Raw genomic sequence first — 14,421 nt, forward strand, 5'->3', positions numbered from 1 at the left:
CGCGCCGTGAAGGGGGAGTTGTGGCGACGAACAGCGGGCGTTCCCGGCTGGTCGCGACGGAGGACGGCCATCGGGTGACCCCGGCGGAGCTGTTCTTCGATTTGGTGTTCGTGTACGCGATCACCCAGGTCACCGCACTCATGGCGGGCGATCCGACACCACTGCGACTGCTCGGCGGGATGGTCGTGCTCGCGCTGCTGTGGTGGTGTTGGTGCTGTTTCGCCTGGCTGGGCAATGTCGTACGGGCGGACTCCGGGGCGATGTTCGGCGTACTGGTCGCGGTGATGGCCGTGGTCCTGGCGGTGTCCCTGACCGTGCCCGAGGTCTACGCAGACGCGCCCGGAGGCTTGCCGGCACCGCTCCTCTTCGTCCTCTGCTACGGCGCGGTCCGCATCCTGCATCTCGTCACTTACTGGCTCTCCGACCCGGCGGACCAGGCCCTGCACGCCACGATCCGCCGCACCGCCCTGTTCTCGGTGGCACCGCCGTTCGCTCTGCTCCTCATCGGCAGCGCCTTCACCGGCCTCACCCAGGTGCTCATCTGGCTGGGCGCGGTGGCCGTCGACTACCTGGGCATCTACGTCACCGGCGGCTCGGGCTGGCGCGTGGCCTCGCCGGGCCATTTCGCCGAACGCCACGGCCTGATCGTCATCATCGCGCTGGGCGAGTCGATCGTCGCGATCGGCGTAGGGGTCTCCGGCCACACGGTCACTGCCCCGGTACTGGCCGCGGCCGCCGCGGGCCTGCTCGTGGTCGTGGGCCTGTGGCGCCTGTACTTCCGCCACGTCGCCGAACCGGCCGAGCACCGCCTGGCAGCCTTGGAGGGCGACGACCGCACCCGCCTGGGCCGCGACGTCTACACCTTCCTCCACCTCCCCTTGGTCGCCGGCGTCGTGATCACGGCCCTCGGCATGAAGAAGACCCTCCAACAGGTCGCCGACACGGACCACTACGACCTCTCCGAGCCGCTCCATGGTGTGGTCGCGTGGGCCCTGACGGGAGGAGCGGGCGTCTTCCTCCTGGCCTCTGCGGTCGTCCTCTTCCGTACAGCCGGTTCCCGGCCCGTGGTTCTCGCCACCGGAGGCGTCGCCTGCCTCTCCGCAGGCCCGGTGGTGGCTCTCGTACCCGCGCTGCTCGCTGTCGCCGTGCTGGCCGCCGCAGTGCCCGGACTGCTGCTCCTGCACGGGCGGACGGCCGGTGAGGTTGAGAAGGGGCTGGAGGCGTGAGTTCGGTCCGATCAACGTCGTCCGGCCTGGGCCCGGCGACGCGTCAACGTTTTGCGGGCGATGGTCGGCAGCGTCAAGCTCGGCGGGTCAGAAGGTAGGCCCGGCGGGTCTCGACCTCGTGGGCGTAGTGGGTGCGCTCCATGTGCATCTCCACGGCGAACCCGGCGGCTTCGAGCAGTCCGGCGATGTGTGCGGGTTCGAGGAAGCGGAAGTCGACATCCACGTCATGCCCCCACCACTCGTCCAGGTGCCGGATCTCCTGACCGATGTGGAAGGAGAGAAGGAGGAGCCCAGAAGGGCGCAGTATCCGCCCTGTCTCCTCGAAGGCGCGGTGCAGGTCGCCGGGATCGAGGTGGATGATCGTGTAGAAGGCGACGGCGGCGCCGAATTCGCCGTCTTCGGCCGGAAGTTCCAGCAGGTCACCTTCTCGGAACTCCACCTGTGCGAACCGGCGGCGGCCGGCCTTGAGCATGCCCGCGGACAGATCAATTCCGACGGTACGGGCGCCTTTCTCGGCGAGCCAGGCCGCCACGTGCCCTGGGCCGCAGCCGAGGTCGGCGATCGCGGTCCCTGGTTCCGTCTGTTCCAGGAGACAGGCGAGGAGCGCCCGGTCGAGCGGCTTTCCGGCGAGCTCGTCGTGCAGCCGGGCCGCGTACTCCTCGGCCACGGTGTCATAGCTGCGGCGTACGGAGTCGTGCTGCGCATGATCACCCATGTCGGCCAGCATGCCACGGCGTACGGCGCACGCGTCTCCTCCCGGCAGGGGCTGGCCAGCAACCTGCTGAAGCCCAGAGTGGGGCCGCTCCGCCGTCGTAATGAGGCTGGGGGCGTTGGGCGGGGTGGCGGTGGTGGGCGCCGGGGGTGCAGGGGTCGGGGACGCGCGCAACCGTCCGGTGACGGCGGGCGGAGCGCCGGTTCAGGCCTTCACCTCACCCCTCTTGACAGCCGCTATGAGGGCCGCGAGCGCTGCATGGCTCGTATGCAGGACGAGGTCCGGCTCGTCGCTCTCGCGGAGGCGGAGGGTGGTGTCGGGGGCGGTGGCGAGGTAGACGCAGGAGGAGGCCTCCGAACTGTACGACGACTTCTGCCAAGTGAGATTCGGCTGGGGGGACATGGGGATTCCCTTCAGACTCGGCGGGCGATGCTGCGGATGAGGTCGCGGGACTCCTCCGCTGGGAGAGCGAGCTTTTCCAGGCGGTCCAGCACGGTCGTATAGCGCTCCAACTGGGCTACGGCGTCGATGAATTCACTGCCGTGCTCGGTGTCCAGCTGAACGGTGTCGAGTTGGGGGACAGGACCGTACGCGTAGTCGATGCCCTGTCCGGAACCGGGGAAGGCGCCCCGGCCGAAGGGAACGACCAGAACCGTGATGCTGTCGCGCTCGCTCATCTCGACGAGGTGGGCGAGCTGTTCGGCGGCGACGGTCGGGCCGCCCACCTGCATGTGCAGCGCCGCCTTGTGGATGAGCGCCGTGTAGGGGAGAGGAGGCTCGCGGTACAGCACGGCCTGACGTTTGATGCGGTACGACATCCTGTGCTCGACCTCGTGCGGAAGCAGCGACGGCACCGCGTCACCGAAGAGGGCCCGCGCATGCTGCGTCGTCTGCAACAGGCCGGGAATGTGCAGAGCTTGGGCCACGCGCAGCGCTGTGGCGTGATGCTCGAGCTCGGCCAGGTCGAGCATGGCGTGCGGCAACTGTCCCCGGTACTCCTCCCACCAGCCGCGAGCCCTGCGCCCCGTCATCGCCGTCAGCGCCTCGACGAGGCCCTCGTCCGAGCAGGCGTAGTTGCGGGCGATGGCCCGTACCCGGTCGGCGCTCACGGCGTAGCGCCCCGCTTCGATGTTGCTGATGCGCGACTGGTTGACGCCCAGGAGAGCCGCCGCCTCGATCGTGGACAGCCCTGCACGTTCGCGGAGTTTACGCAGTTCGGCGCCGAGGCGCTGCTGGCGCAGGGTCGGAGTCTTGCTGGGCGGCATCGGGGTCCCTTCGTGCGGCGAGGGAGCGGCCATGTCACCCACACGAGCGTTAATGGCCTATCTTCTCTTTCTTCTGTGGAATGTAGGCCAAAAACGGGCCTACGGTGAGACTCATCCAGCTCAACGACCCGCGCCCACAAGCCGAAAGCCGTCGAGCGACCCGAATCCCTTCCCCGAAGGAGGCGTTCATGGCCACCGTATCGCCGTCACCGATCCCCGATTGGTCCTATTCCCTGCACCTGCCCCACGATCTGCGCGCCCCGCGCATCGCCCGTATGACCGTGCGGGCCGTGCTTCCGGCCTACGGGCTCGGTGAACTGCTCGACACCACCGAACTGTTGGCCTCCGAGCTGGTCACCAACGCCTACCGGCACACGAAAGGACCCGCCGCCCTGCGGCTACGCCCGCTGGACAGGCTGGACGGCGAGCCTCGGAGCGGTGTGCGGGTCACTGTCTGGGACACCGATCCATTCGTACCCTCGCTGTTCGACAGGTCGCCCGCGCGATGCGGGGCGCTCCGTCCCGTGCCGGGCAGGGCGGAACAGCCGGACGAGCGATCCCTCGGCGGACGTGGCCTGCACCTCGTACGCGAGTGGGCCGACCACTGGGGTGCGCACAGGTTGGGTGACGACCTGTTCGGGCGCGGCGGAAAGCTGCTCTGGTTCGAGCTCGAGGCGCGGTCCGGGGTGGATGCGAGGGCGGCGGCGTGACGGGTCCGGCTCGTGATGCGCCCGCCATGGCCGGCTACCTCGTGCGGGTGGAGCGACAAACAAGCCGGGCCGGGCGTCTCACCCGGCGCTACCGTGGAGACGACGACACGCCTTGTAACCAGCGGAGGACCGCGGTGACCATCATGACCGAGCGCCCGGCAGCCATAGAAGGAATCGCGCCCGGAGCCTTCGAGGACATGCTCCGGACCGTCGAGGAACTGGACACACCTGACGGCTACAAGGCCGAGCTCATCCGGGGGAAGATCGTCGTGTCGCCGTGGTCGAAACTGCGTTACCTGCGCCCGATGCGGCGGCTGCGCCGCCAAGTGGAGGCACACGCGCCGGAGGGCCACGTCGCAGAGACCTCTCCCTTCCTCTTCGCGTTCCCTTCGTCCGAGCGCGGCTTCGGCCCTGACCTCTTCGTCGCAGACGAAGACGCCTTCGACGCCGAAGGACGCCACGCCGACGGTGCGGCGCTCTCCCTGGTCGCCGAGCTGACCTCCGTCTCCACCAAGGACGCCGACTGGCTGGACAAGCTGGACGTGTACGGACGCGTGGTGCCCGTGTACCTCGTCCTCGACATGCAGGCGCAGGAGATCACCGCGTTCTGGGACCCCTCCCCGAAGGGCTACCGCTCCCGGACGACCGTGCCCTTCGGGCGCGTCCTCCACGTACCCGCACCCTTCGACTTCGACCTGGACACCTCTGGGTTTGTCGTCCCTGCCGAGAACGCCGAGGACGAGAGCGGAGGGCAGGGGACGTTCACCGGAGCTGACCCGGCGACGTAGTACACGCAACCCGGGCGTAAGGCCCGAGATCGGCCCATCGGGATCCGCGGATGCGCCAGCGGCCCGTCCGGCACGGGCTCAGCCCGAGCTCAATGAGGGCTCAAGGCAGGCTGCTCAGCGGGGTTTGCGGGCCAGGAGGAAGGCGCGCGGGAGCTTCTCGTTCTCGTTGGGCTCGCGGATCACCTGGGCGTGCATGACGAGTCCGGCCTTGTCGATGAGCTCGGTCACGTTCTCGGGACGCCGCCAGTGATAGTCCAGCGAGATGGCGTGGCCGAAGCGTTCCGTCAGCTCGAAGTGCTCGTCGCCTGCCTGGAAGGCGAGCAGCAGGTGGCCGCCGGGGGCGAGTACGCGGTGGAACTCCGTGAAGACATCGGCGAGTTGGTCGTCCGGGACGTGGATGGTGGAGTACAGGGCCGCGATTCCGCCGAGTACGTCGTCCGGCAGGTCGATGGCCGTCATCGAGCCCACATGGAAACGAAGCTCGGGGTACGACTGCCGGGCCGTCGCGACCATCTTCGGTGACAGGTCGATCCCGAACACGGGCGTGTCCAGGCTGCTGAGGTACGCCGTCACATGCCCCGTCCCGCATCCGACATCGGCGACCGGGCCGACCCCGGCGCTTCTCACGAGCTCGGCGAACCCGTTGATCAGCGCCTTGTCCAGAGGCTTACTTTCCAGGTCGTCGGGAAACCGGTCCGCGTACTCGGTGGCTATCGAGTCGTAGGACGCGCGGGTGTTACGTATGAAGTCCGGTTCGTTCACGGTCGGGGACGATACTGCGCGGCATGGGGTCGGTGGCCGCGGTTCACGCGTTCTTCGGCGGAACGTCGGCTTTCGGGGGAGGGCCGTGCGATGCGCTGCGGGCGGGCCCCCGGCCGGCGGGCTGGAACGGCCCGCGACTGGGATGCGTGGTATGCGTAGAAGTCCGGGCATCGAGGCCCGGCCTCCACCGGCAGCACCGGTCATCCCCGTGGCTCCGGGAGCGGAGGCCCCGCCTCGGCGCGAAGCCGGGCGAGTGTACCCATCGCGGCTGATATGTAAGCGCGACGCGGGCGGGTTTTCTCGGCCGGCGGGCTGAATTTTTGTGGATCGTGGGCCAGCCGGCCCCCGTGTCGCCCTACCCTTCAAAGGGTGAAGCAACTGATGTCCCTAGAGTCCGAGGCCGCAACGACCGGCGGAGCCGTGCTCCCCGGCACGCTCCCGGAGGGTCTGCGCACGGAACTCGTAGCGTTCCGCCGCGACCTCCACATGCACCCGGAGCTCGGCAACCAGGAGTTCCGTACCACCGCGGCGATCAAGGCACGGTTGGAGCGCGCCGGGCTCCGGCCCCGTGTGCTGGCCATCGGAACAGGGCTCATCTGTGACATCGGCGAACCGGACCCCGCCCACCCCATGCTGGCCCTGCGCGCGGACATCGACGCGCTGCCGATCCCGGACATGAAGGTCGACTGCGCGTATCGCTCGACCGTCCCCGACCGGGCGCATGCCTGCGGACACGACGTCCATACGACCGTGGTGCTGGGCGCCGGACTCGTGCTCGCCGAGCTGCACAAGAAGGGCCTGCTGAGGCGTGCCGTACGGCTGATCTTCCAGCCCGCCGAGGAAGTGCTGCCCGGCGGTGCGCCCGACGCCATCGAGTCCGGAGCCCTGGACGGTGTCGGACGCATCGTCGCCGTGCACTGCGACCCGCGGGTCGACGCGGGGCGCATCGGGCTGCGGCACGGACCCATCACCTCGGCGTGCGACCGGCTCGAGGTCGCGCTGGACGGCGCCGGCGGACACACCGCGCGCCCTCACCTCACCACCGACCTCGTCACCGCCGCCGCCCGCGTCGTCACGGACGTGCCCGCCCTGGTCGCCCGCCGTGTCGACGCCCGCAGCGGACTCGCCGTCACCTGGGGCCGTATCGAGTCCGGGCACGCCTGCAACGTCATCCCCCAGCACGCCGAGCTGTCCGGAACCGTGCGCTGCCTGGACCTCGACTCCTGGCGTGCCGCCCCCGACCTCGTGCACGCCGCGATCGACGAGATCGCCAACCTCTACAAGGCCAAGTCGGAGATCAACTACATCCGCGGCGTCCCGCCCGTCGTCAACGACCCGATGACGACCGAACTGCTCCGCGAGGCGATGGCCGCCCGCTTCGGCGCCCAGTCCATCGAGGACACCGAGCAGAGCCTGGGCGGCGAGGACTTCTCCTGGTACCTGGAGCGCGTGCCCGGCGCGATGGCCCGCCTCGGTGTACGGACGCCCGGCGAGCGCGGCGTACGGGATCTGCATCAGGGTGACTTCGACGCGGACGAGCACGCCATCACGGTCGGTGTCGAGCTCTTCACGGCGAGCGCGCTCCTGGACGCGGACCAGTAAGGGACTCGGCAAGCCGGGTGGCCGCACGGTGTCACTCCGGTTGCGCCCGACCACCCGCGAGGCAGCCCGGTGCGCGTGCCTCTACGGTGCGCGCACCGTCACGTAGAGGCCGACCGGGCATACGGAGGGTGAGTACCCCATGGGGCGTTATGGGCCAATCGCACCTTTCGGGACCGCGGTTCACAAGGACTTAACCGGCCATCGGCACGAATGGATAACGGCCAGGCGGTACCCCATTCCCCCCAGTGTCTACGCGCGTTAATCTGCGCCGAACTCAGCACCCACTGCGGGCTTTGGAGAATGGGGAAACTTCAACATGCGTCGGATATCCAAACTGACCCGAGTCGCGGTGGGGGTCGCGTCGCTCGCGCTCGCTGCCACGGCTTGCGGCGGCACCAGCAGCGAAGCCGGAAGCAGCGATGGTGAGGGCGACAGCAAGAAGGGCCTCGCCATCGCCTACGACATCGGCGGCAAGGGCGACCAGTCCTTCAACGACGCCGCGTACTCCGGCCTGGAGAAGGCCAAGGGGGAGTTCGATTACGAGACCGCCGACATCGAGCCCACCGAGGGTGAGACCGACGCCGACAAGGTGCAGCGCCTGACCTCGCTGGCCAAGCAGGGCTACAACCCCATCGTCGGTGTCGGGTTCGCGTACGGCCCCGCGATGCAGGAGGTCGCCGCGAAGTACCCGAAGATCAGCTTCGGCATCGTCGACTCGGTCGTCGAGGGCAAGAACGTGGCGTCCCTGGTCTTCGCCGAGAACGAGGCCTCGTACCTCGCCGGTGTCGCCGCCGCCAAGGCGACCAAGACCAACACGGTCGGCTTCGTCGGCGGTGTGGACATCCCGCTGATCCACAAGTTCGAGGCCGGCTACAAGCAGGGTGTGGCCGACACCAACCCCAAGGTCAAGGTCCTCTCGCAGTACCTGACGCAGACCGCCGAAGAGGGCGGCTTCTCCAGCCCCGACAAGGGCAAGGCCGCCGCCGAGTCCCAGCTGGAGAACAAGGCGGACGTCGTCTACCAGGCCGCCGGTCTCTCGGGCCAGGGTGTGATCGAGGCCGCCGCCACCCAGAAGAAGTGGGCGATCGGCGTCGACTCCGACCAGTACGAGCAGCAGGCTCTCGCCAAGTACAAGAACTACATCCTGACCTCGGCGCTCAAGGACGTCGGCGGCGCCGTGTACGCGCTCGCCAAGTCCGTCGAGGACAAGAAGCCGCTGACCGGTGTGCAGACCTTCGACCTGAAGGTGGACGGCGTCGGCCTCTCCGAGACCAACCCGGAGTACGCCAAGATCGCGGGCCTCAAGGACGCGGTGGACAAGGCCAAGGCCGCCATCATCGATGGCTCCATCAAGGTCAAGACCGAGTAACGATTGCTCGGCACGGTTGGGGGAGGCAGGCGGGCGCGCATGGCGCCCGCCTGCTCGTCTTTCGCCGGGGTCCGCGGTGTTGTTCACGGCCGGATAACAAGGTGAACGGTGGGGGTTTTCTCGCGGGTCTACGCGCGTTACTCTGCGGCGAAGCCAGCGTCAGAGCCGTACCGCAAGGGCGCTTGGCGCTCCGCTGGAAGAACCGTGACGCACCGCGGGCCGGCGGAGGCCGGTCGCGCCCACGCGGCGGAGCCGCAAATTGATACAGCTCCGCGCTCCTCACGGGGCGCGGTGCCGCACCGGACTTCACCAAGGCCGCTTTGTACGACAGGAGCAACAACTCATGCGCCGGGTTTCCCGCCTCGCTCTCGCAGGCGCCGCGACCACCTCTCTCGCCCTCGCCCTGACCGCCTGCGGCGGCACCTCGACCTCCGCCTCCTCGGAGGGGGACGGCAACCAGGGCCTCGCCATCGCGTACGACGTCGGCGGCAAGGGCGACCAGTCCTTCAATGACGCCGCGTACGCGGGTCTGGAGCGGGCGGAGAAGGAGTTCGGCTACGAGACCACCGACGTCGAGCCCACCGAGGGCGAGACGGACGCCGACAAGACGCAGCGTCTGATCTCGCTGGCGAAGCAGGGATACAACCCGGTGGTCGGCGTCGGCTACGCCTACGCGACTGCTGTGAAGGAGGCGGCGGAGAAGTATCCGGACACCACCTTCGGCATCGTCGACGACTCCACGATCGAGGCGAAGAACGTCGCGGACCTGGTCTTCTCCGAGGAGCAGGCCTCGTACCTCGCCGGTGTTGCCGCCGCCAAGTCCACGAAGACGAACACGGTCGGCTTCGTGGGCGGTGTGGACATCCCGCTGATCCACAAGTTCCAGGCGGGCTTCGAGCAGGGCGTCGCGGACACGAATCCCAAGGTGAAGGTGCTCTCGCAGTATCTGACGCAGACCGCGGAGGAGGGTGGCTTCTCCAGCCCCGACAAGGGCAAGACGGCCGCCGAGAGCCAGATCGAGAAGAAGGCCGACGTCGTCTACCAGGCGGCGGGTCTCTCGGGCCAGGGTGTGATCGAGGCCGCCGCCGCAGGCAAGGTGTGGGCGATCGGCGTCGACTCCGACCAGTACAAGCAGGAAGCCCTCGCCAAGTACAAGAACCACATCCTGACCTCGGCGACGAAGGACGTCGCCAAGGCGGTGTACAACCTCGCCAAGTCGGTCGAGGACGGCAAGCCCGAGACCGGTATGGTCAGGGGCGATCTCAAGGCAGGTCAGGTCGGCCTCGCGGACTCCAACCCGGAGTTCAAGAGCAACACCGAGCTCCAGAAAGCCATCACGACGGCCAAGGAGAAGATCATCAGCGGCGAGATCAAGGTCAAGACCAGCTGATCCCGCAGGGCCACGAGCAGTGCGGCGGTCCCGAGTGGCCGCTGGTAACCGCGGGGTTACGTCCGCTGAACGGGGTACCGGGAGTCTGGCTCCCCGTACCCCGTTGTCGGCGGTGCGTTGCCCCTCTTCCGATGCCGTAGGGGCGCGCGTAGACGACCCCCCTTCCCCAGGAGAGTGCGCCATCAACGCGTCCAGCAGCCCTCCGGCCGATGCGGCGGGCGGTCAGGTGACCGCAGTCGAACTCGCCGGGATAACCAAGCGATTCCCGGGCGTCGTGGCCAACCACGACATCCACCTCAGCGTCCGCAAGGGCACCGTCCACGCCCTCGTCGGCGAGAACGGTGCCGGCAAGTCGACCCTGATGAAGATCCTCTACGGCATGCAGAAGCCGGACGAGGGCACCATCGCGATCGACGGCGAGCAGGTCACCTTCTCGTCGCCCGCCGACGCCATCGCCCGCGGCATCGGCATGGTGCACCAGCACTTCATGCTCGCCGACAACCTGACCGTCCTCGAGAACGTCGTGCTGGGCAGCGAGAAGCTGTACGGCATCGGCGGCAAGGCCCGCCGCAAGATCCAGGAGATCTCCGAGCGGTATGGCCTCGGGGTGCGCCCCGACCTCCTGGTCGAGGAACTCGGTGTGGCCGCCCGCCAGCGCGTGGAGATCCTCAAGGTTCTCTACCGCGGCGCCCGCACGCTGATCCTGGACGAGCCCACCGCCGTCCTCGTGCCGCAGGAGGTGGACGCACTCTTCGCCAACCTGCGCGAGCTCAGGGCCGAGGGCCTGTCGGTCATCTTCATCTCCCACAAGCTGGGCGAGGTGCTCTCGGTCGCCGACGAGATCACGGTCATCCGGCGCGGTACGACGGTCGGTACGGTCGTGCCCGCCGAGACGACCTCGCGCCGGCTCGCCGAGCTGATGGTGGGCAGCGAGCTGCCGACGCCGGAGACCGCGGAGTCCACGGTCACCGACCGCCCCGTACTGACCGTCGAGGACCTGCGCCTGGAAGCTCCCGGCGGCAAGGCGCTGCTCGACGACATCAGCTTCACCATCCACGCGGGCGAGGTCCTGGGCCTGGCCGGAGTCGAGGGCAACGGCCAGACCGAGCTGGTCGACGCGCTCATCGGCCTCAAGCACGCCGACTCCGGCGTCATCAAGCTGGCCGAGGAGGAGATCACCTCCTGGCCCACCCGCAAGCGCCGCGAGCAGGGCGTCGGCTACATCCCCGAGGACCGCCACCGCCACGGACTGCTCCTGGAAGCCCCGCTCTGGGAGAACCGCATCCTCGGCCATGTCACCGAGCGCCCCAACGCGAAGGGCGTCTGGCTCGACCCGAAGGCCGCGCAGGAGGACACACGGCGCATCGTCGAGGCGTACGACGTCCGCACTCCCGGCATCGACGTCACGGCGGCCTCCCTGTCCGGCGGCAATCAGCAGAAGCTGATCGTCGGCCGCGAGATGAGCCACAAGCCGCGCTTCCTGCTCGCCGCCCACCCCACCCGCGGTGTGGACGTCGGCGCGCAGGCCGCGATCTGGGACCAGATACGCGAGGCCCGCCGCGAGGGCCTCGCCGTCCTGCTGATCTCCGCCGACCTGGACGAGCTGATCGGTCTCTCCGACACCCTCCGCGTGATCTACAACGGCAGGCTGGTCGCGGACGCCGACCCGGCCACCATCACCCCGGAGGAACTCGGCTCGGCCATGACCGGCGCCGCCTCCGGACACCTTGAGAACGAAGAGCTCGTAGAGCAGCTCGAAGAGCACGCAGAAGCCCCGGAAGACGAGGCCCGCCGATGAAGAAGTTCGACAGGGAGCGCGTGCTCCTCGCGGTGGCCGGGCCGGTCATCGCGCTCGTCGTGGCCGTGGCCCTGACCTCGATCGTCCTGGTCGCCTCCGGCAAGAACCCGGTCGAGCCGTACACGCTGATGTTCGAGCAGGCCACGTTCTCCGACGTCCAGGTCCTGATCATCAACCAGGCCTCGATGTACTACATCGCGGCGCTCGCGGTGGCCATCGGCTTCCGGATGAACCTGTTCAACATCGGCGTGGACGGGCAGTACCAGCTCGCCGCCATGATGGCCGCGATCGTCGGCGCCCATGTCGCGCTGCCGGCGGCCCTGCAGATCCCGCTGCTGATCCTCACCGCGGTCTTCACCGGCATGTTCTGGTCGGGCATCGCCGGTGTCCTCAAGGTCACCCGAGGCGTCAGCGAGGTCGTCGCGACGATCATGCTCAACGCGATCGCGACCTCCGTCATCGGCTACCTGTGGCTGCCCAACGTCTTCGGCGTCAAGGTCGGCAACAACAACACCACCGGCGAGATGGACGAGTCCGGCTGGATGCCCGGCATCGACATGGGCGCGGCCGGCGAGATCTACGGCTTCGTGGTCATCGCCGTGCTGCTCGGCATCGGCTACTGGGTCATGCTCAACCGCACCCGCTTCGGTTTCGACCTGCGCTCCTCCGGTGCCTCGACGACCGCCGCCGCGGCCAGCGGAGTCGACCCCAAGCGCATGGTGGTCACCGCGATGCTGCTTTCCGGCGGTCTCGCGGGCATGGCGGGCCTGCCGATCCTGCTCGGCGACACGCACACGTACAGCCTCAACTTCCCCACCGGCATCGGCTTCCTGGGCATCGGCATCGCCCTGCTCGGCCGCAACAACCCGACCGGCATCGCCTTCGCGGCCCTGCTGTGGGCCTGGCTCGACAAGGCCTCGCCCGAGCTGGACTTCCACGACTACGACAAGGAGATCGCGGTCATCATGCAGGGCCTGATCGTGCTCTCGGTCGTCGTCTCGTACGAGGCCGTACGCGAATGGGGTCTGCGCCGCCAGCAGCGCCGCGTCGGCGCTGAACTCGCCGCGGGCAACGTCCTCGGCGCCTCCTCTGACAACTCGACCGAGAAGGAGGTGGCTGGCCGATGACCACCGCGACCGACCTCAACCAGCCCACGCTGCAGCCCGCGGCACCCGTCGGCCGTCGCCTGACACTCCCTGTCCTGCTGCTGATCATCGCGGGCGCCCTGGCGCTGACCTCGATCGTCCGCATCATCACCGGCGCCGACGGCATCACCAACGTCAGCCAGATGTCCACCGCGCTCGAACTGGCCGTCCCGATCGGCCTCGCCGGTCTCGGCGGTCTGTGGGCGGAGCGCGCGGGCGTCGTCAACATCGGCCTCGAGGGCATGATGATCCTCGGCACCTGGTTCGGCGCCTGGGCCGGCTACCAGTGGGGGCCTTGGACCGGCATCCTCGTCGGCATCATCGGCGGCTGCGTCGGCGGACTGCTACACGCGATAGTCACCATCACCTTCAACGTCAACCACATCGTCTCCGGTGTGGCCATCAACATCCTGGCCCTCGGTGCCACCCGCTACCTCGCCCCGCTCGCCTTCGAGGGCGTCCAGGGCGGCTCGGCCAAGCAGTCCCCGCCGGTGGAATCCCTCGGCGACTTCACGGTGCCAGGCCTCTCCGACGTGCTCATCGACCTCAACCGCGAGGGATGGTTCCTGATCTCCGACATCGCGGGCCTGCTCGGCGGACTGGTCACCAACGTCTCCTGGCTGACCCTGATCGCCGTCGCGCTGGTCCCCGCCACCTGGTGGATCCTGTGGCGTACGCCCTTCGGTCTGCGCCTGCGCTCCTGCGGTGAGAACCCCATCGCCGCCGAGTCGCTCGGCGTGAACGTCTACAAGTACAAGTACCTGGCCGTGATCATCTCCGGCGGTCTGGCCGGCCTCGGCGGTGTCTTCCTCTCCATCGTGGCCAACCCCTTCTACCTGGAGGGCCAGGTCAGCGGACGCGGCTATATCGGTCTCGCCGCGATGATCTTCGGCAACTGGATGCCGGGCGGACTCGCCATCGGCGCCGGCCTGTTCGGCTACACCGACAGCCTCAACCTGCGCGGCGGCTCCTCGAACGTCCACGCCCTGCTGTTGCTCGCCGCCATCCTGCTGGTCATCGGCGCGATCTGGCTGGTGGTCAAGAAGAAGTACGCGGCCGCCGTGCCGACCCTGGCCGTCGGCGTGCTGGTCTTCACCTGGTACGCCCTCACGGACGAGGTCCCGAACCAGGTCGTCTCCGCCACGCCGTACGTGATCACGCTGCTCGTCCTCGCACTGTCCGCGCAGCGCCTGCGCATGCCGAGGGCGAACGGCATGCCGTATCGCAAGGGTCAGGGCAAGTGACACCCGCCGTCGACTGGGAGGCCCTCCGGGAAGCGGCACGTACGGCCATGTCCCGTGCGTACGCCCCGTATTCGGGCTTCCCGGTCGGCGCGGCGGCCCTGGTCGAGGACGGCCGCACGGTGTCGGGCTGCAATGTCGAGAACGCGTCGTACGGGCTCGGGCTGTGCGCCGAGTGCGGGCTGGTCTCCCAGCTCCAGCTCACCGGCGGCGGCCGGCTGACGCACTTCACCTGTGTGGACGGCCGCGGCGAGATCCTGGTCCCGTGCGGGCGCTGCCGCCAGCTGCTGTACGAGTTCGGGGGCCCCGAGCTGCTCCTGGAGACCCCGGCGGGGATCGTGCCGCTGTCGGAGATGCTGCCGCAGGCTTTCGGCCCGGGCCATCTCAACAAGTGACAAGCGACGACAAGTGCA

At 68.6% G+C, this 14,421-nt stretch carries 14 protein-coding genes; 10 read left to right on the forward strand and 4 right to left on the reverse strand.

Annotated elements, in window-relative coordinates:
- Positions 1-20 precede the first annotated feature (20 nt).
- Positions 21-1,226, forward strand: a complete 1,206-nt coding sequence (locus ACGFNK_RS44790; protein ID WP_393426893.1) for a low temperature requirement protein A — start codon at positions 21-23, stop codon at positions 1,224-1,226.
- 73 nt (positions 1,227-1,299) lie between these two features.
- Here ACGFNK_RS44790 and ACGFNK_RS44795 read toward each other — a convergent pair whose 3' ends face one another.
- The 3 genes from ACGFNK_RS44795 to ACGFNK_RS44805 all read right to left on the reverse strand — a co-directional run bounded on the left by ACGFNK_RS44795 (position 1,300) and on the right by ACGFNK_RS44805 (position 3,203).
- Positions 1,300-1,941, reverse strand: a complete 642-nt coding sequence (locus ACGFNK_RS44795; protein ID WP_393426896.1) for a class I SAM-dependent DNA methyltransferase — start codon at positions 1,939-1,941, stop codon at positions 1,300-1,302.
- Positions 1,942-2,142: 201 nt separating this feature from the next.
- Entirely contained in the window at positions 2,143-2,340 is a 198-nt protein-coding gene (locus ACGFNK_RS44800) for a DUF397 domain-containing protein (RefSeq protein ID WP_393426899.1), read from the reverse strand.
- Positions 2,341-2,351: 11 nt separating this feature from the next.
- Entirely contained in the window at positions 2,352-3,203 is an 852-nt protein-coding gene (locus ACGFNK_RS44805; protein ID WP_393426902.1) for a helix-turn-helix transcriptional regulator, read from the reverse strand.
- A 188-nt stretch (positions 3,204-3,391) separates the two neighbouring features.
- Here ACGFNK_RS44805 and ACGFNK_RS44810 point away from each other — a divergent pair, with 188 nt between their 5' ends.
- Positions 3,392-3,913 carry an ATP-binding protein gene (locus ACGFNK_RS44810; protein WP_393426904.1) on the forward strand — a complete coding sequence of 174 codons (522 nt, stop codon included), beginning with the start codon at positions 3,392-3,394 and terminating at the stop codon, positions 3,911-3,913.
- Between the two features lie 143 nt (positions 3,914-4,056).
- The gene (locus tag ACGFNK_RS44815; RefSeq protein ID WP_393426977.1) at positions 4,057-4,701 is read left to right on the forward strand and encodes a Uma2 family endonuclease; all 645 of its coding nucleotides are present in this window, start codon (positions 4,057-4,059) and stop codon (positions 4,699-4,701) included.
- A gap of 114 nt (positions 4,702-4,815) precedes the next feature.
- On the opposite strand, the gene ACGFNK_RS44820 is transcribed toward ACGFNK_RS44815, so the two are convergent.
- Positions 4,816-5,463 carry a class I SAM-dependent methyltransferase gene (locus tag ACGFNK_RS44820; protein ID WP_393426907.1) on the reverse strand — a complete coding sequence of 216 codons (648 nt, stop codon included), beginning with the start codon at positions 5,461-5,463 and terminating at the stop codon, positions 4,816-4,818.
- Between the two features lie 381 nt (positions 5,464-5,844).
- Between ACGFNK_RS44820 and ACGFNK_RS44825 the strand changes: the two genes are divergently transcribed.
- The 7 genes from ACGFNK_RS44825 (at position 5,845) to ACGFNK_RS44855 (ending at position 14,403) form a co-directional block, all read left to right on the forward strand.
- The gene (locus tag ACGFNK_RS44825; RefSeq protein ID WP_393426910.1) at positions 5,845-7,065 is read left to right on the forward strand and encodes a M20 family metallopeptidase; all 1,221 of its coding nucleotides are present in this window, start codon (positions 5,845-5,847) and stop codon (positions 7,063-7,065) included.
- A 316-nt stretch (positions 7,066-7,381) separates the two neighbouring features.
- Entirely contained in the window at positions 7,382-8,434 is a 1,053-nt protein-coding gene (locus tag ACGFNK_RS44830) for a BMP family protein (protein WP_393426913.1), read from the forward strand.
- A gap of 343 nt (positions 8,435-8,777) precedes the next feature.
- Complete coding sequence (locus ACGFNK_RS44835) at positions 8,778-9,824, forward strand: BMP family protein (protein WP_386351097.1); 1,047 nt, start codon at positions 8,778-8,780, stop codon at positions 9,822-9,824.
- Positions 9,825-10,050: 226 nt separating this feature from the next.
- A complete protein-coding gene (locus tag ACGFNK_RS44840) occupies positions 10,051-11,622 on the forward strand; it encodes an ABC transporter ATP-binding protein (protein ID WP_393426916.1) in 1,572 nt (523 codons plus the stop codon).
- Complete coding sequence (locus ACGFNK_RS44845; RefSeq protein ID WP_386351092.1) at positions 11,619-12,749, forward strand: ABC transporter permease; 1,131 nt, start codon at positions 11,619-11,621, stop codon at positions 12,747-12,749. The genes ACGFNK_RS44840 and ACGFNK_RS44845 overlap by 4 nt, the downstream gene beginning before the upstream one ends.
- Positions 12,746-14,011 (forward strand): ABC transporter permease, encoded by a 1,266-nt coding sequence (locus ACGFNK_RS44850; RefSeq protein WP_393426919.1) that lies wholly within the window; start codon positions 12,746-12,748, stop codon positions 14,009-14,011. The genes ACGFNK_RS44845 and ACGFNK_RS44850 overlap by 4 nt, the downstream gene beginning before the upstream one ends.
- Positions 14,008-14,403, forward strand: a complete 396-nt coding sequence (locus tag ACGFNK_RS44855) for a cytidine deaminase (protein WP_393426922.1) — start codon at positions 14,008-14,010, stop codon at positions 14,401-14,403. Before ACGFNK_RS44850 ends, ACGFNK_RS44855 begins: the two co-directional genes overlap by 4 nt.
- Positions 14,404-14,421: the final 18 nt, after the last annotated feature.

The organism is Streptomyces sp. NPDC048825, from assembly GCF_043198355.1.
GTDB classification, from domain to species: Bacteria; Actinomycetota; Actinomycetes; order Streptomycetales; family Streptomycetaceae; genus Streptomyces; species Streptomyces xiangluensis.